Here is a 24,656-nt window from a genome sequence, read left to right as displayed (position 1 = left end):
TGAATTAATCCTTCTCAATCCTTTTTCTTGTTATATGCAGCATACTTCTTCGGCTCATCTCCAAAAACTTCATATGCTGTTTTCCCTTCAGCTTGCGCATCTAATAAGTGGTCTAGTAATTCTGATAAGACTTCTTCTACCTCTTGATCTGATTTGTTATAAGAAAAGCGAATGTAGATAAGCATATCTTCATAGTACTTTAAATTAACACCTGTAAATTTAACGGCTAACATGCAAAAAACCAGCTATCTTGCAATACATGATAGCTGGTTAATTTTTGTTTTTTTACTAGGATTCTATTTCATTTTGTTGCTATTATTCTATTTTGTTTCGTCCTTTGAGAATTGTAATGCTTCTTTGATGTTCTTGAAGAAGCTAGGCTTACCGTACATTAATACTCCGCCTTTATATACTCTAGCGCCAAAAACAGCTAAGATAATAATTGTTCCTATTAGAATTCCAATCCCTACCATCGGCTCCCAAACAGGCAGGTTAAGCATGCCCACACGCATAAACATGATCATCGGTGTAAAGAACGGAATATACGATGTTATTGTAATAAATGTAGCTTCTGGAGTACTTAAGCCAATCATCGAAATCATAAAACCAGCAATGATTAAAAGTGTCATCGGTGTAATCATTTGTTGTACATCTTCGATTCTACTAACTAATGATCCTAAGAACGCCGCTAATGTTGCATATAGGAAGTATCCTAATATACAGAAAATAACTGCGTACATAATAGTCATTGGTGCTATATTATTGAATCCGAATACTTCGAAAAAGCCACCTTCAAGTGCAGAAAGATTTTGACTTATTGAAAAATACCCCACACCTAGAATCAACGTCAATTGAGTCAAGCTTAACATCCCAACTCCGAGTATTTTCGCGAACATATGCTGGGTTGGCGATGCACTAGATATCAAAATCTCCATTACCCGGGAAGATTTCTCCGTCGCCACCTCCATTGCGATCATACTAGCATACATAATTACTGCAAAGTAGATTACGAACAGCAATACATATACAAGGCCTCTAGCTTGATTTAACTCCTGTTCTGTTCTAGCATTTTCTGCTAAAGCTACTTGTTCGAACTGAATAGGCTCATAAAGTTTATCTAGTTGCTCTGCAGTTAGATTTATTTGTGATGCTGCAAGTTGAGTTTTTATCTGCTGTAAGCTGTTTTGTAGCTCATTTGGTATTGTCCAATTACTCATTGTCATAGATTTATATGTCGCCAAAGGTAGGTCGTTATCGTCCGCTGTTAAAATCAATAGTCCCCTAAATATCCCCTGTTCAACATCTGATTGAGCATTCTGTTCTCCTGCCTCGTAGTTAACTAACTCAATACTATCACTAACTATTGACTGCTCTAGCGCATCAAAGAACAAATTAGCTTCATCTATAACAGCAATCTTATCTGCTTCTTTATCTCTATCAAAAAACTCTACTATATTTGGTATATTTGTTAAGCCAATCATAATTGCTAGCGTTACTAGTGTACTAATTATAAATTGTTTTGATTTTACCTTGCTCTTGTACGTATGCATCAAGATTATAAAGAAGTTATTCATATGAAGCACCTACTTTCTCTATGAAGATATCATTTAAAGAAGGCTCTTCAAGTACAAACTTGCTAATGAAGCCTTTACCTACAATGTCCTGTAAGATTTTCTCAGCTACGTGTTCACCAATAATCTGCAAATGCAACCCTTCAGTGGTCTTTTTAACCTTTGTTACACCTGAATAGTTAGTTAAGAACTCCATATCAAAATCGCCATGAATTATTAAATTCTTCTTGCCAAACGAGCGTTTAATATCTTTCAATGACCCGTGAACTACTGGCTTACCATGGTGCATAATGCAAAGATGCTCACACATTTCTTCTACATGATTCATCTGGTGGCTTGAAAACACAATCGTCGTTCCATTATTCTTCATTTCTAATACAGCGCTTTTTAGCATTTCTACATTTACTGGATCCAATCCACTAAAAGGCTCATCTAAAATTAAAAGCTTTGGTTTGTGGATAATAGCCGTAATTAATTGAATTTTTTGTTGATTACCCTTTGATAGCTCTTCTACTTTTTTATTAAGGTAATCTGATATTTTAAAACGCTCCAACCAGTAATCTAATTCTTGTAAGATGTCCTGTTTTTGCATACCCCGTAGCCTTGCTAGGTAGATTACTTGATCTTTAACATTTAGCTTTGGGTACAGTCCTCTTTCTTCAGGAAGATACCCGATTTGTGGACTAGTAGAATAGTTAATTGGCTCGTCATTCCAAGTAATCTTTCCATGTGTTGGATTTAATATCCCTAATATCATACGGAACGTTGTCGTTTTCCCAGCACCATTTGCTCCGAGAAAACCAAACATCTCTTTTTCTGGTATGCTGATTGATAAGTCATCAACCGCTGTAAAATTTTTAAACTTTTTAGATACGTTCTCTAGTTTTAAAACCACTTGTGCCCCTCCTATATTGTTAGCCCTTTTTTCTTGGCATCTGCATCCATTCCAACTCCAATTGCTAGACCTATAGATAAACCAATAGGCAATCCTAATGCAAGGTTATCAAGTAGAAGCATGCCAAAAATCAATCCAAAACTCATACCGATAGACATGTAAATGCTCATATAATAATTTTCAGTAACTAATTTATGCTCTTTTTGCAGATGAGCGATTGCTCCATTCTTCTTGTGCAGTAACTCTTTAAACATTAATTTTTCAAACTGTTCTTGACGTTGAGTTAATTGTTCTATTTCTAACTTTAAATCTCCTAAATGTGTTTCACATTCTTTGCAAACATCTGCGAAGGATGCTAACCTTTTAATCACCCGCTCCAGTTGTTCTATATCAAGAGCTTTCGCCTGTTTCTCCCCTACCCTTTTCTTTATTTCATCCAAATCCGTTAGAATTCGCTCTACTTTCTCTTGAAGCATTAAAATCACCCCATTATAACGTCCATTTACAGTTATTCATGTGCAACACTTTATATACAAAGATTTGTTTACGATTCATCGTCAACAAAAATAAATAGTTCGTCTACAGTTGTATTGAAAACGTTAGCTATATCAAAAGCTAGCTTTAATGACGGGTTGTATTTCCCTTTCTCTAAGTGACTTATCGTCTCCCGTCTTACACCGACCTTAGCAGCTAGCTCTTCTTGCTTCATATTATATTTGGCGCGGTATTCTCTAATTTTTGTTTGCAATGCCATTATTCTTCACCACCATCTTTAATTTTCAGAAACTTCTAGATAAACTAGAATTACCGTGAAAACAAAAATTGGAAGTGCAAAATTGATAGCAAGGCCTGTTGCAAAGTATTGTGATAGCTCTTGAGTAGAGACATCTTTAAGAGTAGATCCATAACTAGCAACCAAAACTGACACAAAAATACTAACAAAAAAGCTAGGCGTTGCTGCTTTTCGGACATTTTCCTTGAATAATTCGTCAGGAATCACCTTGAAGTACTTAAAGTATACAAAAAAGCCAAAGAAGCCAAAGAAATAATAATTGCCTGAAAGTCCTATAAGTCCTATAAATCCTAAAAGACCTAAGTAACCCAGCTTATTATTTAAATACATAGGTTTTCACTCCTCTATGTTATATATTTTTAACTTTATATTATAAATATATAACATAGTCTGTTGTTATGTCAAGTTTGCTTTATACATTGCTTCACGTACACTTTTTTCCCTCGGGTCATTGACTCCGTAATAACCCATCTTCTTGGTAATATAAGCATAGCCAATTTTTCTTTGGGGATCTGCAAAGGCAAAGGAGCCTGTTGCCCCTAAAAAGCCAAAGGCTTTAGGGTTATCAGAAAACGAAAATGTCGAATCAGGCTTCATAAAACCAACACCATAGCGAGTCTCTATATTCATTACCTTGTCAAGAAAACCGTTCTTTGGTTGTTCAGGAGAAGCATTTAAGTAGTCAAATGTTTTGGCTGCTAGCCCTAGCTCCGCTCCACCGTTCGCCAGCATCCCATATAAGCTTGCTAACGACCTAGCTGTCGCAATTCCATTACCAGAGGGCTGCTCTACTCGCCAAGTCGCCCTTTTATTAGGGTCATATCCCCTCACCAATGTCATAGATTTGACAAAAGGTGAATGGATATTTAGCATAGCTTTCCTTATTCCAGCAGGCATCTTGCGAATATTAAAAATCGCCAATAACGGATTCACCATCTCGATGTCCGCTAGTTGTTTATCTGTAATTGTGTCTGGTAGCCCAATATGGATATCTAACCCTAATGGCTTCGCGACTTCCTCATGAAAATACACACCTAAGGTCCGTTTTTTTCTATCAACTCGCCTAACTATTTCTCCTAAATAAAATCCAATGGTAGTCGCTTGATACCCTTGATATTCTCCTGGGGTCCATAACGGTTTTGCTCTAGCAATTATTTTCGCTGTCTTGTCAAAATCGTGCAGTTCCGTAATATCTAGCTTTTCATCTAGAAGCACTAGGCCTGCTTGCTGGGATAACAATTGCTTCACTGTGATATTTTCTTTTCCATTTTGGGCAAATTCGGGCCAATACGTAGCTATCTTTTCCTCGTAATCTAGTAATCCTTCTGAATGTAATTTTGCTAAGACGACGGAAGCGATGCCTTTCGTCGCTGAGAAGAGTACCGCCATCGTATCATGCTCCCAGGGCTGATTCTCTTTCTTATACCCACCCCAGAGATCGACTACCTTTTGTCCTTTATAGTAAACTGCACAGGCAGCCCCTAGCTCCTTTCGTTCGTAGAAGTTCTTTTCAAATTCTATCTTTACTTCTTCAAAGCCAGGTGCTACCTCTCCAAAAATCTTAATTTGTTTCTTAGTCATGCTCTCGACCTCGCCTCCAACCAAGTACCATTACAAGGACTCCAATAGGAACAGTTAATAGACCACTAATAATGGTGCTAGAGTTCATAATGTCATTATTAATAGCAAGCCCAACGAAAGCCGCAATTGACAACACTCCAGATGCCCATAACAAATACCCAATTGCCTTAAGTATCCCTTGTTCCAATAAAAATTTATAACCAATCATAAGGGCACTTAACGCAAAAAAAGTATATCCCAATTGATTGGCGAAATACGGTATCGAACCCTGGTTATCAAAAAACCAGAGCTTTGCTTGCATCCAATCTCCCTCACGCAATAAACTTTGTAGCAACGTATACTGCGATGTATACGCCAAGCTTACTAGTGTGACGTACGGCGCTAGCAACAGAGCACCAAACCGATTAAGAAATGGTGTATCCTTTTTCGTTTTTATTCCGAATGCCAAGAGTAACATAATCCATGTAATTGCAGGGGCAATCAAGGATGCAACGGCAAAATTGATTGTATATACCCTTGGACTATCAGCAATCGTCATTAACTGTTCCTGCGTAGTACCTTGTACTTCAGACATAACCATCAATATCGGCCAAAGCACAATGATAACCGTAAAAAAAATACCAGCAGACAATAACGCATTGCCATTCGACACTATCGTTTTGACTGTTGACGCTTTACTCATTAACCATCAACTCTTTTCTCGACTATTTAGATAAAAAATCATTTATTATTCTCTTTATATATTGCTTTCTCTTATCTGAAGAAAAATACAAATGACCACACTCTTGCAAAAGATGCGTTTCAAGATTAGGCATTATTTCTTTAGCTCGATTAATTACTTTTTCACCTGGAAATAATACGTCTTTTTCGCCAGCAAGCAATAATGTGGGTGCCTGGTAATTCTTTATATCCTCTTTTTTAATATTACTTGGCATATTAGGATTAACTTTAACATAATGAAAGCTTGTGCGAATCATCTCCAATGTATCTTTATCAATCGCTTCCCCATGTGTTGTCATAGGTAAAAATGCTTTCTCAAACCATTTTTCTTTCTTTGTTACTATATACATCATCATTGGAATTCCCATGCTAAAAATAAGCTTTGATTTTGAAGCATTATATATACCTGCTGGTACCAGTAGTATTGCTTTTGAAATCTTTTCAGGGGATACGCACATAAGCTTAGCTACAATACCACCACCAAAGGACTCCCCAATGCAGATAATTTTTTCAAATCCTAGGGAGTCAATGACATCTGATGCCCATTCGCCATATTCAAGTGTATTTGATGATAAAACCTTTTGATCGCTTTTGCCAGGATGTCCAATAGTATCAGGTGCATATACTAAAAAATCTTCAATTAAATGCAAGTTCTGCTTTAATGAATATGCAGCTGTGCTATTCCCACCGTGAAATAGCAAGATCGGTGTCGCATCTGGGTTTCCCACTTTTAAAATGTGCGTTTTTCCAAATCTTGTTTCCACAAAGATATCTTCATATCCTACTCCAAGGCTCTCAACTTGTTGATTATATAAATCTTTTACTATGTTTTCTCCATGTTTTGTTTTGTAAATTGTATCCATGCCCTTACCCCTATCACATTTTTACTTGTATTGCTTCACAAAAAAATGCACCGAATCAATCATTTTCTTTATCACAACAGATGGTTCAACCATACCATTACTCGCCATAGCATATTCATTTGCTAGTGTCACTAGAATGTTGTTATACAGTTTTGCCATGTCTTTGGCATCTACATTTACTGCTGGGAGCAGCCCTTCATCAAGCAAACGTTGAAATACCCTTGTATAGTAATTAACTTGCTCTTCGATAACCAATGAGTAATACAAGTCGGCCGCTTGCTTGTTTCGAAACCTCTCGACAAATACAATTGTCGCAATGTGATCTAGTGTGCTATCTATTGACTGTCCAAAACGAACTATCATGTGCTGTAGTATTTTCTCGGCATCCTTCAGTAATAACAGTCCTTCAAACTCACCACCTAAAATCCTTGAACTATTCATCTTTAGCGAAAACTGTTCAAATAAAGCTGCCCTTATCGCCTGCTTGCTATCGAAGTGATTATAAATCGAGCTTTCTTTTATTTTGACGGCTGCAGCAATGTTTCGCATCGTCACAGCATCATACCCTCTCAATGCAAACAACTCCGCCGCTACCCGTAAAATCTTTTCTTGCGTTTCTTTGCCCTTTTTCCTTTTTGCCACGACCATTATGTTCTCTCCACTGGTTCTATTACTTACTATATTGATATCTTTATCGTTTCTTTCCATAATGTTTTTCTCCTTTATTTCCCCTATAACTATAAAGCGAGGTCTAACATTTAAGCTCGGTCTAACTTGATAATCATCTAAATAATACTAACAAACATTAGTTTAGTCAACATTTACACTAACAATCGTTAGTTAAAGTATGTGTTTACAAACCCTATAGCTTATTGTAGAATAAACTAATCTAATAACTTTGAACTATTATCGTACAATAGTTCATTTTATAAAAGGATGATTGCATGGGTAAGCAAAGTGAATTGAAATACCAGAGATTATTACAGAAGGCAGAAGAATTATTTATCAAGCGCGGATATAAGAATGTATCTATTGATGAAATTGCCGCTTATGCTGGCATTAGTAAGGTAACAATTTATAAGCATTTCGACTCCAAAGAAGCGCTCTTTATTCATATTGTTACTGACATCACAGACAAACACTATAACCTATTAGAATCGAATTTAAATAGCATTCCATCTGCTGTCGACAAACTTCATTATCTCTTTTCTTTTAGTATAGAGTCACACAGAAAATACTCACAGGCCTTTTATCAAGATATGATGGAAATACCCTTCATATGGGAGCAGATATATGCGTACAGAAAGAACAGAGCTATTGCCATCTGTGAGCAAATATTAGAAGCTGGCATACTGACGAAAGAATTAAGAAGCCTTAATGTCAAGTATACAATTTCATTGCTCCTGCAACTTGGCGAAGCCCTCCCGAAAATGTATCCATTCGACAACCAAGCAGAAGCTGAGTTGTTTTTAGAAAGCTATTATGATTTTATCAAGCATGCCCTTATGAAACATTAGGAGGTTTAATTATTATGTATTTAAAATCAGAACTAGGAACAGTGTATTACGAAGTCCATGGCAAAGCGAATGCCCCGACTATAATCTTTTCCCACGGGGTGTCTATGGATCATCACACCTTTGATGCTCAGGTCGAGGCGTTAAAGGAATCCTATCAGGTCATTGTTTGGGATTTTCCCTTCCATGGCAAATCAAGCCCTATAGACACTTCGCTGTCTTTCTCAAAAACTTCTGTCAAATTGATGATAGAAATATTGGATGAACTACAGATTAACAAAGCCGTCTGGGCTGGATTGTCCTTGGGTAGCTTCGTGACGCAACGGGCAGCTTCGATGTATCCAAATAGAGTCTCAGCAACCGTTCATATTGGAGGCGGTTCTATCTACCCGAGTGTCACAGGCTTATTAAAAGCTCTTAAACCTCTAGTATCACTATATATCGGTCTATATCCCCCTAAGGCCATGTATAAAGCATTTGCCGAGCATAGAGCACTCGCTCCTGAAACCAAGCGTTATATGGAAGAAGTCGCATCCAAAACAGGGAAAGCAGTAGTTACTCATTTAACAAAAGAAATGCTTAATGACATGGTTGAAGGGCTTCCTAGTCCCCTAGCACAGCCAATGCTTATTACTTATGGGGATCAGGAAATGAACTTCATCAAAAAGAATTGTATTAAATGGCACGAAAGCAGCTCAAACAGTCAGCTTGCTGTTATTCAAAACGCACGTCATATTGCGAATCAGGATAACCCAGATGATTTTAACGCCGTGTTATTAGCGTTTTTAAAAACTGTATAATCATTCAAATCCCTTGAGTTCTTTAGTTCGTTCTATACATATGGTGTATTGTTAATTCACCAGCAGCTTTATTTTCAATCAACTTATACTTTAAGCGTTCGTATAGACGCTTATTTTTTTCGTCGGCTGTGTACAAATATGTTCCAGGTGCCCCTGAGTCATTACTAATCCTATGCACTTCAGCTAATAGTAATTTTCCTATCCCTTTTCCTTGATGTTCTGGAAATACTGCAAGTGCCGAAAGAATTATATGATTTGATTCCAGTTTATTGGTTAAAGATACACCCTTTGCTAGTTTAATCGTGTTTCTGATTTTCATATGCACAACCAGCGGCAATGAAATCCGTATTTTTCTGAGGACTTCTTTGACCTTATTTATTAGCGGCTTCTTTTCTTCCATATGCTTTTTAATTAATGCCGCTCCCACTACCTCGTCATCCTGTAAGGCGACTAACAAAGAGTAGCCGTTATTCTTCATGTTAAAAATCAAGTCCTCAAATATATGCTTCTCTAATAAAGCTTCAATTTTTTCATTAGAAAAATCGTATACATACCTATTAATTCCCTCCTGTTGAAATGCTCTAGCAAACACCTTTGCTGCCATTTCCATTTGACTCACATTCTTATTAACCATTTCAATACGTATCATAATTATTACCTCCATCTTATTTAGACAAATTTATTTTTTTATTTTTGCACACTTTATGAATGAATAATTTAATATTCATTCATACGAACTTAAAAAAATTCATGCGCAGTTTTAATGCTACTCTAACCCGCGCACGATAAACTCTACCATATAATCAAAAAACTCAGGGAAGTACTGCTCACCTATTTCTTCCCTATGTAAATCAATATATTGCAGAGAGTTGAAAAATGCTAGAATCAAATTCGAGTCAAAATCTTTTCTAATCTTCCCTTTGTCTTTCCACATTTCTATTAAATCAATAAAAAATCTATAGGAAAAATCATGATGCTCTTTGCCTGTCTCGTCTAAATCAAGCTTTTTGTTTATCTTAATAAATGTGTCTAGGTTATACCATTCCATTAAGATTGGATTAGAACGGACTCCGGTAAATATTTCTTGAACGATTTGTTTACTTACTTTAACTGGCTCATCATCTAAATCAAGTTTATCAAAAATGCTTCTTTTTAAACTATCCCCCTCAGCAAAGAAAATTTCTGCAAAGAGCTGTTCCTTGGACGAGTAGTATTTATATAGAGATCCTACCCCGATGCCAACAGCTTTAGTAATGTCAGACACCGACGTGTCTTTAAAACCCTTTTCGCTAAAAAGCTCTTTGCCCGCTTGTAATATATCTGCTTTTATATGTTCCATGGCACTCTCCTGAATGAATATTATTTTATTCATTCATATAGTATCATTTATATTTTCTTTTGTAAAGGGTTATTTGCGGAATCTTTATGCTGCTTTATTGTTCCTCTATATTCAAGTAAATCTATCTCGCATCCTGGTCCAATCTCAATGTTAGTTCCACGTACAACCTTTGCCTTCACGTGTTCTATATAAATATCATCGCCTTCTATACTGTCCGTCACTAGTCGTCCTTGGTAGAAATCCTTTGGCATAAATAATAATTTTATCATTTTTTTCAAAATCATATCTGTACCACGCTTTATACGTATAGTACCTCCACCAATTTCCTTAACATTACAGGTAGAGTGTAGCTCCAAGTCAATTTCACCAGCATTTAATAATCCACCAACCTGAAAGGGTCCTTTAACTTTGAATGTTTCCGTGTTACAGTCTCCTTTAATATCTAGTAATCCAAGTATATTCGCGTTCTCTACAGTTGCATTACCACTTATCCTAATTTCGCCTTTAATATCTAGTTCTTTTACATTGGCATTATTATCGACGTCAATATCTCCGACAATTTTTAGTTTTTCTGCGTGCAAATCTCCCTTAATTCGTGTCGTTCCAGTTATCTTCGCCTTTGTCGTCTTTAAGCTACCTTGTACCTCGCAGGTTCCTGTTGTCTTCAAACTAATACAATCAACATCACCGTTAATAATTGCTTCACCAATTATTTTTACTTTATTATAATGCCCACCTGCCGCCGTACCGTCTCCAGTTAAATGTAGGTTTTTCCTTTGATTAGCTTCCATGCTCCATCCCCCTCAAAGCTTCTACTTTAATCTTTAATTCTTCAATGCAATTCGCTAGCGCCAGCCTAACAACTACCTTTGCAGCACTCTCGAAATATATGTCATTCTGATTTAGTGTTAAACAAAATACGGTAGTCCCCATTTTACGTATACATATAAGCTCACATTGTTTGCCTGCAAATTTTTGATAATGCTCATTCATAGTCCGCAACAAATTCTTGCTTTCTGCTAAGCTGATTTCCCCTGATTGCAGCAATTTATCTAATACGTATATAGAAAGAATTTTATCGAAGCTGTAGCCATCCATTTCTCCAAGTTCCTCTTGGTAGACTTCTATCGCCTTTTCACTTACAATGCCATGAGCAAGGATATCTTGGTTTCTTAAAATTACACCTGTCAAATTGGCAGAAAAAATATTTGCCAAATCATCGAGTGATAAATCTTCTTTCATATCCATAATTTTTGCAACCCTTGCAAGGATTTTATCTTTTGGAAAAAAGGTCTCTTGCCCAGTAAAAGTAGACTTTCTAATAAACCAGTCCTCAGGAATTAAGTTTTTCCGTTTCCAGCGATATAGCTGACCATAGGATATTCCAGTTAACTCCAACAAGTCTTTTTTCGATATTAGCTCTTGATCCATCCTCTTACCTCCTTCAATTTAGCTTAGTTTCCTATGGGTCTTTACCTTTGATGAGTTTGACATCTCAAATTGTCCTTTATATTCTACTAGTTCGATTTCACAACCTGCGCCTAACGTAACATTGTTACCACGAACCACTTTCGCTTTCGTATGCTCTAAATAAATTTCGTCACCTTCGATAGTTTCACTACTAAGCCCTTCATAGTAATCCATTAGCGGAATGATGGATTTTATAAATTCCAAGATACTAAAAGACTGACCTTTGCGAACCTCAATCGTTTCACCACCAATTTCTTTCGCCTTGCATGAGGCATAGAGCTTCACATCGACTTTACCAGCATTCAATAATCCACCTATCTTAAAAGCACCTCTTGAGATAAAGCTTTCAGAGCTACAATCGTCTTTGATTTTAATAATCCCTTCATTCTCAATCGTGTCCGCTTCGACGCTGCCATCAACATTAACCATTCCTTCAAAAGTAAGGCTTGTCGCTTTAATATCGCCGCCAAATCTTGCACTTCCATCTACCGTAAAGCGCTCTGCCTGTAACCCTCCATTTATCTTCGCTTCACCGTCTACCCTGCCCGTTTTTGTATTGACACTCCCTTCAACTCTTCCAACACCATCTATGACAAAGTCATCGCATTCAACATCACCGTTTATTTTTCCCACTCCACCAATCAGAACTCTACCGAACGTTCCACCTAAGGAATTGCCAACACCTGATATTGTCAAATCAAATTTCTTTTGATTATCCATACTCTATACCTCCGTTTTCTAAATGTAGTGTGTTTCGTTGATTTGATTGTAACATAACACTGTTACGTTGTAAATGCTAAAAAAAGCAGCAAATAAATTTAGTAATATAGTTAATTTTTGGAGATTGCGGCCGATAATGGCTATAGTTAACTAACAGAAAGGTGGTAAGTTAGAAATGAGTAGCATTTCCAATCATTTAGTGTCGAGCACCCAACAAAACTATCCAACCATAGCACGGAAGGAACGATATGAGAAAAACAAAGCAGAAAATCAGGACAACTTTCAGGATGTTCTGAATCAGAAACGACAATCAGCAAAGGCAGAACAAACAAATTCGATTGACTCAGCGAAATATAAGATTAATTCAGATGAAGCTTTGAAAATCGAAGAAGCAGCATCAAATCAAAGCACATTAAGTAAAATTATTTTCCCACCAGAATCTGCCCCTGAGGAAGTTAAAGAAGCTTTTGATAATTTAAGTGATCTAGAAAAAAGGATGTTAATTTCAAGAGCTCGAATACTATTTTTAATAGAGTCAGGAGCATATAGATCAATACTAGAGACAGGGAGGCCTAAATCTGAATTATTTGCTATAGAAACATTTAACAACTATTTTAATCAAGAAGACTTCTCTTATATAGAACTTGTTGACAAAATGATAGACTTGGTAGAATTCTCAAAGCCATACAATACCTATGAAGTATACAAAAATAGCATGACATTATTAGAAAAATTCAAGCATGGTATACTTCAAGCACATAATGCACGCGAAGCCCAATAGATAAACTGCTGCAAAGCGAAATTACTTGTTCGCCTTGCAGCAGTTCTATAGTATATCAGTTGAGATTCAAGGCTACTATTACGTTCTTTGAAAACCGTAATAGAAGTGCGTTACTTCCGTTGTATCGATAGTCTTCAATTTTTTCAGACCAATTTTTGCAACTTCTAAATTTTCAAACAAACGGATTCCTTCCCCTAAAAGCACTGGCCTTAGATGGATATGCAATTCGTCCAAAAAACCATTCTGCATAAACTGCCGAATAATATTCGCTCCCCCCATAACACATACGCCACGTTCACCAGCCGCTTCTTTAGCTAGCATCAGTGCTTCTTCAATACCACCAGTAACGAAAGTGAAGCTCGTCCCTCCATCTTTAATTATTGCTTTAGTTGGGGTACTAGTTATTACAAAACAAGGCTTATGTATGGGTGGATTTTCTCCCCATTGGTCTATAGATATATCAAAAGTCCTTCTACCCATGATAACAGCTCCATGGGCTAAATCTGACTCATGGAGAATCCTAGCGTTAATATTATACTTTCCCGAGCTCTTCAGAATCTGCTCCGTATTTACATCGTCTCCATACCAAATAAGTTTTTCCCCGCCGTCCCCCAGCGGATTATCTTTACTACTGTTAGCTCCAGCATACAACCATCCAAACTCATGTCTACGTCTGCAAAAACGATTTTCTTTTCTATAGCTCATCTCTCCTTAAATAATTTTAATAACAAGTTGTTCACAAACAGAAATTGCTAATAGCTCAACTTTAGATTAGCGAATACATCCTTCACGGAAATTAGATTATTACTACAATGACAGCAAAAGGTCTATCGAAAGGACACTTCGACGAGTTTCAATTCCCTTCACGGAAATTAGATTATCACTACTATTCGTTACCATCCAGGCATCATTACAATCATAAAGGTTTCAATTCCCTTCACGGAAATTAGATTATTACTACAATATAGACGAGTTTTATCATGGTGGGGCTGCATTGTTTCAATTCCCTTCACGGAAATTAGATTATTACTACATGAAAAAGATAGGTTTAATTGCTTTAATCTTGATGTGTTTCAATTCCCTTCACGGAAATTAGATTATTACTACTACCTCGCATGTTGGGTGGACGTGATACAGGGCAAACGATGTTTCAATTCCCTTCACGGAAATTAGATTATTACTACGAATGTATTAGGTCATCAGTTTATCATAGCGTGTGAGTTTCAATTCCCTTCACGGAAATTAGATTATTACTACATGATTTGCGAGGAACTAAATATTGGCATCTGTCGAGCGTTTCAATTCCCTTCACGGAAATTAGATTATTACTACCTAAAGAATTAACAAAGAAAATCGACGCTTGGGCGTTTCAATTCCCTTCACGGAAATTAGATTATTACTACACATACCTGGCAACTTAGAGGAAAAAGTAAAAAACTTAAAGTTTCAATTCCCTTCACGGAAATTAGATTATTACTACCTTAAGGCAAAAAGGAAAAGTAGCAGAGCTTGCATTGTTTCAATTCCCTTCACGGAAATTAGATTATTACTACGTAAAAAAAGAGAGGAGAGGTTGTCATGAGTGTTGTTTCAATTCCCTTCACGGAAATTAGATTATTACTACAACAGGGAGGGGGATGCTTGAAAAAGACATCAATCTGTTTCAATTCCCTTCACGGAAATTAGATTATTACTACCAGTTTATAGTGCTTTTCGTAGCAAGGCGAAGCTTAGTAGGTTTCAATTCCCTTCACGGAAATTAGATTATTACTACTAGCTTTAGCATGTTTAAATCCAAGTGCTACATAGTGGTCGTTTCAATTCCCTTCACGGAAATTAGATTATTACTACTTAAAGGTAATGGTACATATAGTATCGAGTTACCGCTGTTTCAATTCCCTTCACGGAAATTAGATTATTACTACGCTTGCAAGCGTAGCTGCATTGGCGATGTCAATCTATCCGTTTCAATTCCCTTCACGGAAATTAGATTATTACTACCTATGAGTTATACGAATTCCAAAGACCATTCTTGACGTTTCAATTCCCTTCACGGAAATTAGATTATTACTACATGTGCATTTTTCTCAGGCATTGGTCAGCGTCAAAGTTTCAATTCCCTTCACGGAAATTAGATTATTACTACACAATATTTCAAGATACTTAACAAGCTGCTCAACTGGATTCGTGTTTCAATTCCCTTCACGGAAATTAGATTATTACTACTTTAGTAGCAGAAATATACAACAAAATACAAGACGAGTTTCAATTCCCTTCACGGAAATTAGATTATTACTACGGAATCAGGATCAGGAAAAAGTACAGCTTTATCTAATAGTTTCAATTCCCTTCACGGAAATTAGATTATTACTACATTTTGATGGTGCTTTGTCTTATGGTAAAGGTAACGTTTCAATTCCCTTCACGGAAATTAGATTATTACTACGTGCAATACAGAAAGGGTGAATAAGCCAGTGGATAAAAGTTTCAATTCCCTTCACGGAAATTAGATTATTACTACGATAGTTGGTTATGCAAAACGGTTGAAAGGCAGGGATAAGTTTCAATTCCCTTCACGGAAATTAGATTATTACTACAATAATAAATAATTCTATGGCAGGGGTATACTTAATGTTTCAATTCCCTTCACGGAAATTAGATTATTACTACTGCAACCAAATTAAGACCTTATAGATAATGGGTTTTCTTAATATTATTCGAGACCCTAATAAAAGCAGCTGCTTTTAACTTATAGGAAACAGCCCTAACCCTATAAAGATGCAGTAATACTAGGGTGAAAATCTACTCGAGTGACCTATAGTATTTTTAGCCACCTGGACCTCTCGATTTGTGCTAAGTTACTTGTTTGTACATGTTTATATTATTTATTCTACATAAACAGCAAATTTCCTGTTAAATAATTAATACACGAGATCAATATCACCAAATACCACCACATTCGTTCCTAATCTCTCCAAATCACTTTTACATCTGCCGCATTGAGAGTAAAATATGATACTATCTTCTTTTTTCATTAGACGTTTCAACCTATATTTTAGATTAATATAATCTTCATTGGTCAGTATCCCTTCAAATACACTGTATTGAACTGGTGTTGCATAATCTTTTAGTGTTTTAAAAATCTTTGTTCTACGTTTGTCGTCACGAATATCATAAACAATCACTATATGTTTCATGATTATCGCACCTGATAAGGGATATACTCTGGCCACTCATTAGTTAGTACTTTTCCAAGAAAGCGCACCTGTAACTCTAACATTCTTCTGTAGGAAACTCTATAATTAAATATTGGATGAGTTGCTTCTTGATTCATCCTGGCTTGATAGGCTTTGAAGAATCCTTTCCTTCCTGTTTCTTTTAACTCACATCCACCAATTGTTTCGATAAAATCTTCGGGCTTTACCATTCTGGTATTAATTGCTGTAATCACAACAGAGTCTGCTATGATTGGTCTGAATTCTTCCATTATATCTAGTGCCAATGCAGGTCTTCCGTATTTGTCTGAATGGAAAAACCCTAAATATGGATCTAGCCCTACACGTATAATTGCTTCAATTACATCTTTTGTTAGAAGGGTGTATGCAAAGCTTAATAAGCAGTTAACAGGATCTTTTGGTGGTCTTCGATTTCTATTTACGAAGGAAAATCCCAGCTCTTCTTTTAACAGCTTATCAAATACACTGAAATAATATTTTGCTGCTATTCCTTCTACTCCCATAATACTAGCAATAGAGTCACATGCTTTTAATTTTTTCAGACAGGAATTCAGCTCAGCAGTTACCTCTTTAATGCGTTCATCATTTACAGTTCTGTTATGTCGCATAAGCATTGTCCTGCAGTTAGATATTTTCCCAGTAACAAAAGCCTTAGCAAAACCCAATGTATATTCACCGTTGAAGTTTGCTGCGTATTGAGCTTTCCTTAATACTACGTTTTTGTTCAGTGTCGGTTGTAACCAACCTTTAACTTTTCCTTTATCTAGCACATAGCAGGATACTCCTAAATCACACATCGTCGCTAATAATGAGCCTGTCATAGCAGTAGGCTGACCCAAAACTACTTGATCAATAGCGGATAGCGGTATGTCTTTTGTCTCATCATTTATTTTTAATTTGATTCTACCTTGTTCTTTCTTTAGATACGCCCCAGGAGTGTCAACATATAGGATGCGCCCTAAGTTCATGGAAGGTGAAGGTTTTCTTTGGGTTGAATTTTTTTCGCTTTTTGTCGCTTGCATGAGCATGTCTGTTTCCTCTGGCAAGCAGCGGCTAATGAGGCTGCACCCATTGCAGCGGGCATCATTGACAGGTTCTGGTATAATATTCTCTTCAATGATTGTTCTAGCGTCTTCAATCGTTTGCATAGCTATTTCTCTTAATTCTTCTGTGAAATCTACCGAAACACGTTGATTAGATTCACAATAATAGATATACCCCTGATCAATACACACATCCAAGTTTTCTTCTAACAATAATGCTTGTAAACACAGCTGTACTCTATCATTTATCCGGTCATTATAACTACCCTTCTTAAACTCAATTGGATAGATAGATTGGTCATTTTCTTCTATGGTATCTAATACTCCTGTTATTCCTAAATTATCTGATGTCAAATACACCTTCCTAGTTTGTATCCCTGTTGGTCTAACTTTTCTCTTGGTCAGGTCGCGTGCTTCTTCCTGCCATTTCCCTTCTAGTAAATGATTGTTCTTCTCTTCCGCCATCATAACAGTGCGATAATAAAAATTCCGTGGACAATACAGTATTTCAGCAATAGATGATATTGATAAATACTCTATCTTTTCTATTGTTTGTTCCATTTAATGAGCCCCCCTAGCAAACTACTATTCATACTCGCAGTATTGACAAAAAAGCTGTTTTTAATAAGTAGCTGAGGAGACGTGTGAAAACTATTTTATATCTATTTTTGAGACATCAAAAATACTTTCTTGTTCTAAACGAACCCCTAATTCTAACATTACATCTAACAAAGATAGCCAGCCATTATATTCCATACTAGCTTTCATATCATTAATCTTATTGCGATAGCTCTCGGAAATAGCCATAGCGTTTCCTTGATGACTAACTAAAACCTCTGTATCCATCAATAGTGGCTTTAGTCCTGGGAAAAACCTATTTTTTATATAAAAAAATATTTTAATCCCGCCTATATCAATATCTCCCCAATGAAACAAAGGAATATTATGTTCTTTTTGTTGTGATAAGAATACAGATAATTTTTCCAGGAAATTTTGTAATAGCCTATGTGGATACCCTCCAGTGTAAATTACTAACTCATTTTCATTTATTCTTTGTCTAATCCATTGTTCGTAACTTGTCAAATTCTCAATTAGTATAATCTTGTTAGCACCTATCTTGCGTATATCCATATTTTGAACTGTTATATCTGAGATTCCTAGTCCACCAATAAAATCATTTGATGATACTTCTTTTCCATTAATACCCCAACTTAAGTCACCTTTATATATTACTAATTTAGTATGCTGTACGATACCAAAGTAAGCTAGCAATTCATCGTTAGATTTAAAGTCCAATTGATATATTTTATTCAACAATGATGCCAATGGTTGCTCTACTTGTTTTTCAAAATATTTTGAATCCGAGAATAATTTATGGCTGAGTATTCTCTTCGGCACATTACTTTTAATATCTGGTAAATAGTCTAATACTCTAGTTAAATCCTCATATATATCGATATCTTTAATATTTAACCCTGTTTGCTTTCTTACATTAAGATTCTGGATAGTCATATTAGCCCAATTCTGAATTGATTTCCATTGGTGATTTTTTAGGGGTTCTATAATATTTTTTAATCGATTTAACTTGCCTAGTTTTGATTCGATGCCTGCTATTTTATATGCAGTATCTATTTGTTCATAGTTAAGAAACACTTTAGAAAGCTTCTTTCCCTCCCAATATTTCTCCCATGCTAAAGAAACTACCCCTTTCTGCTCTAATTCTGCTAATACTTCATGAATCCATTCTTTTTTGTAATAATCCATTTCATCAAAGTAGTCATTCGCAAAGGGGTTATTACCTATAAAGGAAATTTGCGGTCGTCTATTTGTTGGTTTCCCAGTATAAAAACTATTACTGTTTTCATACTTTTGAAGTAAATAAATCAATATTTCATGGCAAAATTTACTTTTGAATGCTGTCTCGTTTATCATATTGGTGTTTCCTCAAATTCATTTCTATCTACCATGTCAACAAAACAACTATAATTATGTTTACTTACTATTAGGGTCGTTGTTACCTCTGGTATCATGTGCTGCATTTTTTCGTCAGGCACCGCTGCAACTAATTGCAACCCTAATTGTTTAATTAACCTTAAGCTTGTCTGTATCCGCTCTTCATCCATCTTGTTAAAAGCTTCGTCAAATATTATCAGTTTTAATGCTTTATGTGAATTATATAAGTGATAAAATGATGCTAATGTCGCGACATAGAATGGTGTTTGGGTTTCGCCGCCAGATTTCTCTTGTAGAAGTTTTGAGAAGGACTGGCGTGATTCGTCAGGAAATGTAATTCTTATGTCAAACTCTAAGTAGCGTCTATAATCTGTAAATTCATCCATCTCGCCATCTTTGCCAGATACTAGCATATCAAACAACTCATGTAAAACTTGGTTGCGTTCTGCATCTTCTATATCAAAGAGTGAACCTCTTTCAACAAGCATAGGATCCATTATCGCTTCGTAAAATCGTTTATACTTTGAACTTGCAGTTATTTCGAAGTGATATCGTTCTTCATCAAATGGGAAATTTCGCAAAGCGTAGTTTAGATTGTCAAACTCATGCTTCGCCATTTGAATAGCTTCTTTCAACTTGAAAATGAAATGTGATTTAAATTCGTCTTCTGAATTTTTTAGAGCAAGCTTAATTTTATTTTGATATTCTGGAATGTTAACGTTTTCAATTTCATTTAAATATTCATCATACGCATCATTATTATCCAGACTATTAGATGATTGGAAATTGTACTCCATATTATAATCTCTGCGAAGATTCAATACTTTCTCATACTCATCATCTCTTCGTTTTATGTAGCCTTTCTGATTATTCGTCCAATTATTGATTTTGTGATACGTAGGTATATCTTGTTTTTCTGCATCATTCCAACGTTTTAAAGCACTTTGTTTATTTTCAATTCCGTGTATATTGTCCCATTCTGTTAGTTTTTGAAATTTTTCCTTCACTTTATTTTCTTGAAGATTTATCTCCGCAGATTTATGCTGCCGATTATTTTCATTAACACTTTTATCTCCTTCTAAAAGAATCCTTTTTTGATCCCATTCTTTATCAATCTCAATCCACTTTTCATAATTTGCTTTTAACCGATTAATCTCATTAAAATCTAATAGCGATAACTCTTTTCTTGTATCGTCTAGCATTTTTATGCAGTTGTTCAGTTCGTTACTCAACATGATATTTTGTATAATATTATCGTATATTGACTGGCTATCTTTTAGCTTTCTGATCCAAGTCTTGATATCATAATTAATTGATCTTAACTCTTCAGATTGCTTATTTGCTTGGTCTAATTCTAACTCTTTTATTTCTAATTGCCGAGAAATTGCTAGCGCTCCTATATATGGGACTGCATATCTGTCGGAAAGCATCTGACGAGCAACCAATCGATTATAGACCATACATGATTTTGTGACTGCTGTGTTATAATTACGTAAATCTTGTTCGTCATAAGCCAATATAACATGTCCAAGCAAATGTTCTAGATGCGCTTTGACAATTAGATTGTCTGCTACTAATTCTTTAGCTAAAGAATTATCTTTTGCAGAGTTGAGATATTTTCTTTCTTTATCAGTATCTACTAGTCCCACACCTTCAATCTTATACTTCCATTTGTCTTTTTCATAAATCGCCAGTGCTTTTGCAAAAGATCCTGGTTCAACTAAAATATCAAAGCGTTGGGTGTTTAAATATCCCTCTATTGCGTTTCTCCACTCCTCATTTACTACTTCCATTTCTTCACAAAATATATAGACTTTCGCTGACCCTCCTAATACTTCTGCTAGTCGTTTTTTTAACGTTTGTACAGCTAATGGATACGGACGTTTTTTCTGTTTTAAGTTTTCTATCACTTCTTCTATCTCTTTAATCAACTCGTCAACATCCAAGATTTGCTCGTCAATTTTACTAGAAGTAACAAGCATTGAGTCATATTTATCCCTAAGAAAATTCGATGTCGCTTGTAAATTTGATTTAATGTTATCAATATCCGTCTCTCTTAGGACTTGTCTTTCATCAAATATATTGCTAATATGCGCCATAATCTGTTTGCTATTATTTAATAGCCTTACTTCTTCATTGGACAACTGCCAAAGTGAGTTGCCTTTCCAATCATGCAATTCAGATAATAATTTATGTTCGTCCTTTATTTTTCTACTTAATATCCCTATGTTCTGTTCAAGTGTTTGCTGATCCATTAATAATTGGTCTATGCGTTTTTCTAATTCTTGTTTTCTTTTCTCAGCTTGATGATCTTGCCATGTTCTATAGGCTATTTCCTTTTGTCTATTGGCCTCATCTTTTTTAATATCAGCAAGCTCAATGCTTCTAATTATATTCTCGTATTTGTTTTTTAACATCTGTAAATCTTGTTGATGCTGCTCCAATACTTCTTGTTCATAAACATAATTCAAACTGCGAATTACGTATTCTTGTTCGTTCACCGTATCACGATAGCGGCAGTAGTTTCCATATGAATTGCGAATTGCAAATAGCTTTTCTCTACGTTTTTCTAATTCTTCAAGCTCCAGTCTATATTTTTCATGGATTTCAAAATTTTCCTTCATAACATCTAGCTGCAACTCTCGTTTATCAAGGATGTTATCATATACGTAATCTCTTACACTCTGGATTGGTTTGAAATATAACCCTCTAGTAAACACAGAGAAAAACCGCTCATGCAGTTGTCCAAACCTATTTAATACTACTTTCTGATAGTTAGTTTTGTTTCTTTCAAATATGCTCACATTCCTAGTAATATTGTATAGTCGTTTAAACTGTTCACGGTTTTTTAAAAACCCATTATTTGACATTAATTCTAAACTGTCTATTTTTTTGCTTGCTAATATAAAAAATTCTTCTTCATAACTAAAATCTTTATATACATCTACTACAACCCCAAGTACAAAGCTCTCCTTTTTTACATCATCTCTAAATTCACTTAAAATATAAGTAGTGAAATCACCCTCCCTTAAATACGTACGCTCATCACTGCCTATTTTCCCTTTCAAGTAATTAATTAAGGTTCTTTTTGCTTCATCATGTGCCGCAGTATTAAAACGAATTTGTTTTTGATTTCCAATTATAATGTATTGTAACGCATCAATTATAGTGGATTTACCTGCACCATTTTTCCCGCTAATCAATGTTTGCATGCCAAATTCAAATGTCTCATCCTGGAAATAATGCCAGTTAATCAACCTCATTTTCTTCAGCCATTTCACTCAATAATTCCTCCTTATCTTGTGCTACTAATAGCGTGATTTTTTTCGTTAGAGCTCCAGCCTTATCTATATCAAGAACATATTGCCAAGTATGAAACAAACTAAATCTACAATCATCTGCACGTATATTAGAATCAATAGCTTCCAATAATTGATAACGAGTGCATAGACGTACATACTTTTCTAAAGCTGTTTTATTTATCCATGGCAATCTAAAAGTTTCATATTTATTTTTTATTTCTAATGTTGTAACTATAGGAAAACTAGCAAGCGACAAACTTTGACGCTTTTCCTGATAAATCAAGCGCAATATTAAGAACCATATAGTTTCATCTTTAGTTAATATTTTCCTGAGTTCGTGTTTATCAGTAAATAAAAAGACACATTCATGCCGCTCATCTATTACCAAGTCCCAACCAAGAAATTTAAAAAATTCTTGCAATTCATTTCGCAATCTCCGAATTAGCAAATATGTTGTTCGCTCTTTTTCTTTTACTAAATAATTAATTGCTAGCAAACGATTGACAATATTCCGTAAATGCTCCTGGTCAGTTTGGTTTAATTGGCTCCACATTAGCATGTGCTCCTTTACAAATTACTTTATCGTGATTATATGGTTATTAAAGCGATATTGGCCTATACTAATAATCACTCTATCAGTACTCCTTCTTATACAGAATCTTGTCCCTTTATCGTTTCCATATAAGAAAACATAGCCTAGCATTAAGTATTCTTCTAAACTAGTTGGCGAAAGCTCTTTGATTTCCATCTCAGATCTGTTTTTCAGTTTATCGAAAATAAATTGCTCTACTTTCTTTTTATTTATTGATTTTTTGAATCTGTCAATTTGGTCTTTTTTAATCTGATTTTTCAATTCATCCGGAATGTTTTTTATAACATGCTTTTCTGGTGTATGTTCTTCCCTTTTGGTTCGTGGTGAATAAAACGACTTTCGGCTTATAGGTGCTATATGATTTAACTGTATTAGACAGTCGGTCGCAAAACTATCTTCCATACAATTATCATACATATCAGAAATTGCAGCTAACAAATCAATTACTTGTTGATCAAACCCTTGATTTTTTTGACTTAAATAGCGTGCTCGATCATATGAAGATTTTAAATACTGATTATGCCTTAAATCTATTTGATAAATGATTTCATCTAATTCTTGATATATCTTTTCGATATCGTATAAAGCGTTTCTTATATCTGACTCTGCATCTTCCTTTGTTTTGTATGTATTATCTTTCAAAGCGTCGATAACTGTTTCTTCCATTAGATTTTTGTCTAGCAACCATTTTCTAACCTTATCTAATATCTGAAAACGATATCTTGAAACATGGTCTGATGTTTTTAGCCGATGATAACTTTTATCCAGTATTTGTGCTTTATAAACATCAAAATGATGCTCTAATACTTCTTCAATAGACGATTGCTGAACGATTTCTTCCATATGATGTTTCATATTTTGATAAAGGGCAATCAATTCTTGTTGAAACTCGATTGTATATTCCCTTGCTTCTAGAACTACAAAAGCTGGTCGTCTTTTCGCTTCTTCCCCTGCTAGTAGATTGTATGTGACAAATGCAAATCTCTGATATTCTACCACTCGATCTTCGCACAGATCCTTAAATACATTTAATATTCTGCTAGTATAGTTGGGAAGAACAATATATTGTTGAAATCGATCTCTAGTTTCAATTTGTATCCATTTTAATGAATCTAACCGTCTCAATAACAAGTTAGCTTGAGCACGAGAAACTTCTTCAGTGCTAAGTTGCTCTATAATCTTATTGACAGCTACATTATTACTTTTATTTGGACCTTCCATATCATCTAAGCCATCGGCATCCTCACCGAAATAAACTGTTATCCCATTTTGATAATGCGTTTCAAGCAATTCTTGGAATATATCTCTCATATCCTCGTAAGGAACACCAAATCTTGTATATTGTGATTGTTCATATAATAAAATTAGTGCCTCCGCATAGATATATTTGTTTTTACCTATTAATAATTGAAAAAAATTTTCTGGTATCACATCAAACAACTTTTGCATCTGTCTGAGTCTCCCCCAATAGCTGATAATAAAA

The 24,656-nt window shown here is 35.3% G+C and carries 25 protein-coding genes and 1 CRISPR repeat array; of the genes, 3 read left to right on the top strand and 22 right to left on the bottom strand.

Translation table 11 applies throughout. The annotated features are described in order from the left end of the window. Positions 1 to 14 precede the first annotated feature (14 nt). The 10 genes from BHF68_RS08485 to BHF68_RS08440 all read right to left on the bottom strand — a co-directional run bounded on the left by BHF68_RS08485 (position 15) and on the right by BHF68_RS08440 (position 7,131). On the bottom strand, positions 15 to 233 hold the full coding sequence (locus BHF68_RS08485) for a DUF1129 family protein (RefSeq protein ID WP_069643217.1): 219 nt from the start codon (positions 231 to 233) through the stop codon (positions 15 to 17). Positions 234 to 320: 87 nt separating this feature from the next. Next, entirely contained in the window at positions 321 to 1,574 is a 1,254-nt protein-coding gene (locus BHF68_RS08480) for an ABC transporter permease (RefSeq protein WP_069643216.1), read from the bottom strand. Beyond that, a complete protein-coding gene (locus BHF68_RS08475; protein ID WP_069643215.1) occupies positions 1,567 to 2,466 on the bottom strand; it encodes an ABC transporter ATP-binding protein in 900 nt (299 codons plus the stop codon). Before BHF68_RS08475 ends, BHF68_RS08480 begins: the two co-directional genes overlap by 8 nt. Positions 2,467 to 2,477: 11 nt before the next feature. After that, complete coding sequence (locus tag BHF68_RS15570; RefSeq protein ID WP_069643214.1) at positions 2,478 to 2,942, bottom strand: glycine zipper domain-containing protein; 465 nt, start codon at positions 2,940 to 2,942, stop codon at positions 2,478 to 2,480. A 68-nt stretch (positions 2,943 to 3,010) separates the two neighbouring features. After that, positions 3,011 to 3,220, bottom strand: coding sequence for a helix-turn-helix transcriptional regulator (locus BHF68_RS08465; protein ID WP_069643213.1), 210 nt, complete (start codon positions 3,218 to 3,220; stop codon positions 3,011 to 3,013). Between the two features lie 18 nt (positions 3,221 to 3,238). After that, positions 3,239 to 3,589, bottom strand: a complete 351-nt coding sequence (locus BHF68_RS08460) for a DUF3796 domain-containing protein (RefSeq protein ID WP_069643212.1) — start codon at positions 3,587 to 3,589, stop codon at positions 3,239 to 3,241. Between the two features lie 66 nt (positions 3,590 to 3,655). After that, complete coding sequence (locus BHF68_RS08455) at positions 3,656 to 4,840, bottom strand: serine hydrolase domain-containing protein (protein WP_069643211.1); 1,185 nt, start codon at positions 4,838 to 4,840, stop codon at positions 3,656 to 3,658. Further along, the gene (locus BHF68_RS08450) at positions 4,833 to 5,522 is read right to left on the bottom strand and encodes a hypothetical protein (RefSeq protein ID WP_069643210.1); all 690 of its coding nucleotides are present in this window, start codon (positions 5,520 to 5,522) and stop codon (positions 4,833 to 4,835) included. The genes BHF68_RS08455 and BHF68_RS08450 overlap by 8 nt, the downstream gene beginning before the upstream one ends. A gap of 22 nt (positions 5,523 to 5,544) precedes the next feature. Beyond that, positions 5,545 to 6,423: an alpha/beta fold hydrolase gene (locus BHF68_RS08445; RefSeq protein ID WP_069643209.1), complete on the bottom strand. Its 879-nt coding sequence runs from the start codon at positions 6,421 to 6,423 to the stop codon at positions 5,545 to 5,547. A gap of 21 nt (positions 6,424 to 6,444) precedes the next feature. Continuing rightward, on the bottom strand, positions 6,445 to 7,131 hold the full coding sequence (locus tag BHF68_RS08440) for a TetR/AcrR family transcriptional regulator (RefSeq protein ID WP_069643208.1): 687 nt from the start codon (positions 7,129 to 7,131) through the stop codon (positions 6,445 to 6,447). 236 nt (positions 7,132 to 7,367) lie between these two features. Between BHF68_RS08440 and BHF68_RS08435 the strand changes: the two genes are divergently transcribed. Together BHF68_RS08435 and BHF68_RS08430 are read left to right on the top strand one after the other, a co-directional pair. Next, positions 7,368 to 7,940: a TetR/AcrR family transcriptional regulator gene (locus BHF68_RS08435; RefSeq protein WP_069643207.1), complete on the top strand. Its 573-nt coding sequence runs from the start codon at positions 7,368 to 7,370 to the stop codon at positions 7,938 to 7,940. A 14-nt stretch (positions 7,941 to 7,954) separates the two neighbouring features. Then, entirely contained in the window at positions 7,955 to 8,737 is a 783-nt protein-coding gene (locus BHF68_RS08430) for an alpha/beta fold hydrolase (protein ID WP_069643206.1), read from the top strand. A gap of 22 nt (positions 8,738 to 8,759) precedes the next feature. Here BHF68_RS08430 and BHF68_RS08425 read toward each other — a convergent pair whose 3' ends face one another. The 5 genes from BHF68_RS08425 to BHF68_RS08405 all read right to left on the bottom strand — a co-directional run bounded on the left by BHF68_RS08425 (position 8,760) and on the right by BHF68_RS08405 (position 12,266). After that, the gene (locus BHF68_RS08425; RefSeq protein ID WP_069643205.1) at positions 8,760 to 9,386 is read right to left on the bottom strand and encodes a GNAT family N-acetyltransferase; all 627 of its coding nucleotides are present in this window, start codon (positions 9,384 to 9,386) and stop codon (positions 8,760 to 8,762) included. A 117-nt stretch (positions 9,387 to 9,503) separates the two neighbouring features. Beyond that, positions 9,504 to 10,076 (bottom strand): TetR/AcrR family transcriptional regulator, encoded by a 573-nt coding sequence (locus BHF68_RS08420; RefSeq protein ID WP_069643204.1) that lies wholly within the window; start codon positions 10,074 to 10,076, stop codon positions 9,504 to 9,506. A 47-nt stretch (positions 10,077 to 10,123) separates the two neighbouring features. Further along, positions 10,124 to 10,867 (bottom strand): hypothetical protein, encoded by a 744-nt coding sequence (locus BHF68_RS08415; RefSeq protein ID WP_069643203.1) that lies wholly within the window; start codon positions 10,865 to 10,867, stop codon positions 10,124 to 10,126. Beyond that, positions 10,857 to 11,507: a YhbD family protein gene (locus tag BHF68_RS08410; RefSeq protein WP_069643202.1), complete on the bottom strand. Its 651-nt coding sequence runs from the start codon at positions 11,505 to 11,507 to the stop codon at positions 10,857 to 10,859. The genes BHF68_RS08415 and BHF68_RS08410 overlap by 11 nt, the downstream gene beginning before the upstream one ends. Before the next feature lie 18 nt (positions 11,508 to 11,525). After that, positions 11,526 to 12,266, bottom strand: coding sequence for a polymer-forming cytoskeletal protein (locus BHF68_RS08405; protein ID WP_069643201.1), 741 nt, complete (start codon positions 12,264 to 12,266; stop codon positions 11,526 to 11,528). Between the two features lie 175 nt (positions 12,267 to 12,441). On the opposite strand from BHF68_RS08405, the gene BHF68_RS08400 reads away from it, so the two are divergent. Continuing rightward, on the top strand, positions 12,442 to 13,047 hold the full coding sequence (locus BHF68_RS08400) for a hypothetical protein (protein ID WP_069643200.1): 606 nt from the start codon (positions 12,442 to 12,444) through the stop codon (positions 13,045 to 13,047). Positions 13,048 to 13,125: 78 nt separating this feature from the next. On the opposite strand, the gene BHF68_RS08395 is transcribed toward BHF68_RS08400, so the two are convergent. From BHF68_RS08395 to BHF68_RS08365, 7 genes are all read right to left on the bottom strand, one after another. Continuing rightward, complete coding sequence (locus BHF68_RS08395) at positions 13,126 to 13,752, bottom strand: dihydrofolate reductase family protein (RefSeq protein ID WP_084019307.1); 627 nt, start codon at positions 13,750 to 13,752, stop codon at positions 13,126 to 13,128. A gap of 145 nt (positions 13,753 to 13,897) precedes the next feature. After that, positions 13,898 to 15,717: direct repeats of the CRISPR family, unit length 37 nt; unit sequence GTTTCAATTCCCTTCACGGAAATTAGATTATTACTAC. 251 nt (positions 15,718 to 15,968) lie between these two features. Further along, positions 15,969 to 16,244 carry a CRISPR-associated endonuclease Cas2 gene (cas2, locus tag BHF68_RS08390; protein WP_069643199.1) on the bottom strand — a complete coding sequence of 92 codons (276 nt, stop codon included), beginning with the start codon at positions 16,242 to 16,244 and terminating at the stop codon, positions 15,969 to 15,971. 2 nt (positions 16,245 to 16,246) lie between these two features. Continuing rightward, entirely contained in the window at positions 16,247 to 17,887 is a 1,641-nt protein-coding gene (locus BHF68_RS08385) for a CRISPR-associated endonuclease Cas4/Cas1 (RefSeq protein ID WP_069643198.1), read from the bottom strand. Between the two features lie 90 nt (positions 17,888 to 17,977). Then, positions 17,978 to 19,258, bottom strand: coding sequence for a Wadjet anti-phage system protein JetD domain-containing protein (locus BHF68_RS08380; RefSeq protein WP_069643197.1), 1,281 nt, complete (start codon positions 19,256 to 19,258; stop codon positions 17,978 to 17,980). Beyond that, positions 19,255 to 22,560: an ATP-binding protein gene (locus tag BHF68_RS08375; protein WP_069643196.1), complete on the bottom strand. Its 3,306-nt coding sequence runs from the start codon at positions 22,558 to 22,560 to the stop codon at positions 19,255 to 19,257. Before BHF68_RS08375 ends, BHF68_RS08380 begins: the two co-directional genes overlap by 4 nt. After that, complete coding sequence (locus BHF68_RS08370) at positions 22,529 to 23,134, bottom strand: DUF4194 domain-containing protein (RefSeq protein WP_245669651.1); 606 nt, start codon at positions 23,132 to 23,134, stop codon at positions 22,529 to 22,531. Before BHF68_RS08370 ends, BHF68_RS08375 begins: the two co-directional genes overlap by 32 nt. A gap of 21 nt (positions 23,135 to 23,155) precedes the next feature. After that, positions 23,156 to 24,622 carry a Wadjet anti-phage system protein JetA family protein gene (locus BHF68_RS08365; protein WP_069643194.1) on the bottom strand — a complete coding sequence of 489 codons (1,467 nt, stop codon included), beginning with the start codon at positions 24,620 to 24,622 and terminating at the stop codon, positions 23,156 to 23,158. Positions 24,623 to 24,656: the final 34 nt, after the last annotated feature.

It is taken from the genome of Desulfuribacillus alkaliarsenatis (assembly GCF_001730225.1).
GTDB classification, from domain to species: domain Bacteria; phylum Bacillota; class Bacilli; order Desulfuribacillales; family Desulfuribacillaceae; genus Desulfuribacillus; species Desulfuribacillus alkaliarsenatis.
This window is presented reverse-complemented; position numbering and strand designations above follow the sequence as displayed.